At 63.6% G+C, this 2,382-nt stretch carries 2 protein-coding genes; both read left to right on the forward strand.

Going from position 1 to position 2,382, the window contains the following annotated elements; translation table 11 throughout:
* The first annotated feature begins 133 nt into the window (after positions 1–133).
* The gene (gene istA / locus ACYVRU_RS12060) at positions 134–1,447 is read left to right on the forward strand and encodes an IS21 family transposase (protein ID WP_139913199.1); all 1,314 of its coding nucleotides are present in this window, start codon (positions 134–136) and stop codon (positions 1,445–1,447) included.
* A 2-nt stretch (positions 1,448–1,449) separates the two neighbouring features.
* Complete coding sequence (locus ACYVRU_RS12065) at positions 1,450–2,262, forward strand: ATP-binding protein (RefSeq protein ID WP_117285288.1); 813 nt, start codon at positions 1,450–1,452, stop codon at positions 2,260–2,262.
* Positions 2,263–2,382: the final 120 nt, after the last annotated feature.

A 2,382-nucleotide genomic window follows, 5' to 3' on the forward strand; every position in this document is an offset into this window, starting at 1 on the left:
TGTTAGCGTCGGGCGAGAATAGCCACCTAAAGTCAAACTAGTTCAGCCAAATTCCAGTCAAGCAAAAACAGCCATTGCGACGCTGCTGGCCCTACACTGGTGTACGCCAATACGCCAGAAGACAAGGAGGACCATGAATGACAACGAGCGCAATGGCCTGCAGGAGATTATAGACAAGGCCATATCGGATATCGCCCGGACGGAGGGCGATTCCTTCGAACTCGACAAGATGAACCTGGCCGAATTCTCGCGAAGAACGGGGCTCTCGAGATCGAGGGCCCGCACATTGAAAGCGAGAGGTTTCGTCGTCGCGCCCCACGGGCGCTGCGGGATGCGCGCTGCCACGACGGTGATCAGCGGCTTCGAGGGCATTGTGAACGCCCTGCTCTCGGAGGGCGTCACCAACTCCGAGGTCGTTTTCGAGCGCATCAGGGGCCAGGGCTACGAGGGCGGCAGGACCACCGTGAAGAACTATATCGCCGCGCATGCCGACCTGGTTCCCTCGAAGAGGAGGCTCGCGGGCGCCGACCCGCAGGCGAGCCGCGGCAGGAGATTCTCCACATCGCCCGGCGAGTCCTACCAGATGGACTGGGGATTCGTCGATGTCGAGGACTGGACCGGAGGCATGTTCAGAATCGCGTGCTTCGCGATGGTGTGCCACCACTGCGGCACGTGCTACGTGGAGTTCTTCCCCAATGCGCGCCAGGAGAGCCTGTTCATCGGCATGATCCACGCGTTCGCGGTGATGGGGGTGCCAGAGTGCGTGCTGACCGACAACATGAAGTCGGTGGTGCTGCGGCGCGACATCGACGGCAGGCCCGTATGGCAGGCCGACTACGCCGCGTTCATGTCGTGCGTCGGGTTCAAGACGAAGCTGTGCAAGCCCAGGCACCCGTTCACGAAGGGCAAGGTCGAGCGACTGATCAGGTTCGTGAAGGGCAACTTCCTGGCAGGGAGGAGGTTCTGCAACGCCACCGACCTGAACGCCCAGGCTCTCGAATGGTGCGCAGCGCAATCCGGGCGCTACCGCAGGGCGGTCGACTGTGTTCCGGCCGACGAGCACTCCGCAGCCTGCGCGCCCGCCGCGTCCGTGCTCGCGATGACCCACGAGCTGGCGCTCTACCTGTGCCCCCGCCGACGCATCAGCTTCGACGGGTTCGTCAGCTACGAGGGCAGGCGCTTCGGCGTGCCGTACTGGTATCCGGGGAGGGAGTGCCGCGTCAACCGCGACGGGGAATGGCTGCACATCTACTCCGACGACCTCTCTCGCGAACTGGCGGCTCATCCCGTGACATGGGGCCGCAGGGACAGCTGCTGCGACGACCAGTACGCCGACGTCCAGCCGGTCGAGCTGCCGACGGCCCCCGTGACGACCGTCATCGCCCGGCTGGAGCCTCCCAAGGGAAAGCCCGGGTTCGACAAGTTCGACTTCGAGGGGAGGCTGTAGCCATGGGCGACACGGAAGATGCCGCGGCCGTCTACGATCGCGTGAGCGCCCGGGCGGCGTCGCTCGGAGTGGCGATAGCCCCGGAGGAGCTGGCCGAGCTGGCCGTGCGCCACAGCATGGGAGGCGGCGAGCTCGCGGCGCTCGACGCCGTGTTCTCCTATCTGGCGGACAAGCGTCACGACCAGGTGATCGAGACGCTGCTCAAGCTCAGCAGGCTGCCGCAGAAGGCCCCCAAAACCTTCGCCGGCTTCGACTTCGACCGCATACGCGGCCGGGACGCGGGGGCGCTGCGCAAGCTGCCGGCGCTCGCGAACCTGCATGCGCGCAAGAACCTGGCGTTCATAGGGCCGGGCGGCATCGGAAAGACCCACCTGGCCCAGGCCTATGGCCGGGAGTGCTGCCTGAACGGCTACAAGACGTACTACCTGAAGGCCACGGAGCTGAGGGACAAACTGAGGAGGGCCGCCGATTCCGGCAGCGTCTCGCGAGCCGTCGCCGCGCTGGTGAAGCCGTCCTGCCTCATAGTCGACGAGGTGGGGCGGTGCACGTTCGACAAGGCGTGCACGGATCTCTTCTTCGATGTCGTCGACCGGCGCTACGAGAAGGACTGCGCCAATACGATGATATTGACCAGCAACACGCCCACGAACAACTGGGACGAGTTCTTCACCGGCGACGACACCCTGCTCTGCACTCTCGACCGCCTGTTCGACCGTGCATCTGTGTTCGTGATGAAGGGCGCCAGCTTCCGCGGCGCTGAACTTGAGATCTTCTCAGTCGAGACAACGCCGCTGGCAGTTAGGGCGACCGCATAAGGCAGCAGAAGGCAAAGGTAAATCGCAACTAGAATCACTGGCGTATTGGCGAAATTAAATTGGCCGGGATTGGCGATTTATCTCCGACTTGGGTGTGGCTGATTTAACCTGACTCCAATA

Source organism: Adlercreutzia sp. CNCM I-6216 (genome assembly GCF_977113345.1).

What these genes read in the sequence shown, in the direction of transcription:
- ACYVRU_RS12065 (WP_117285288.1), top strand. Translation starts at nt 1,450, where the DNA reads ATGGGCGACACGGAAGATGCCGCGGCCGTCTACGATCGCGTGAGCGCC.
- istA (WP_139913199.1), top strand. Translation starts at nt 134, where the DNA reads ATGAATGACAACGAGCGCAATGGCCTGCAGGAGATTATAGACAAGGCC.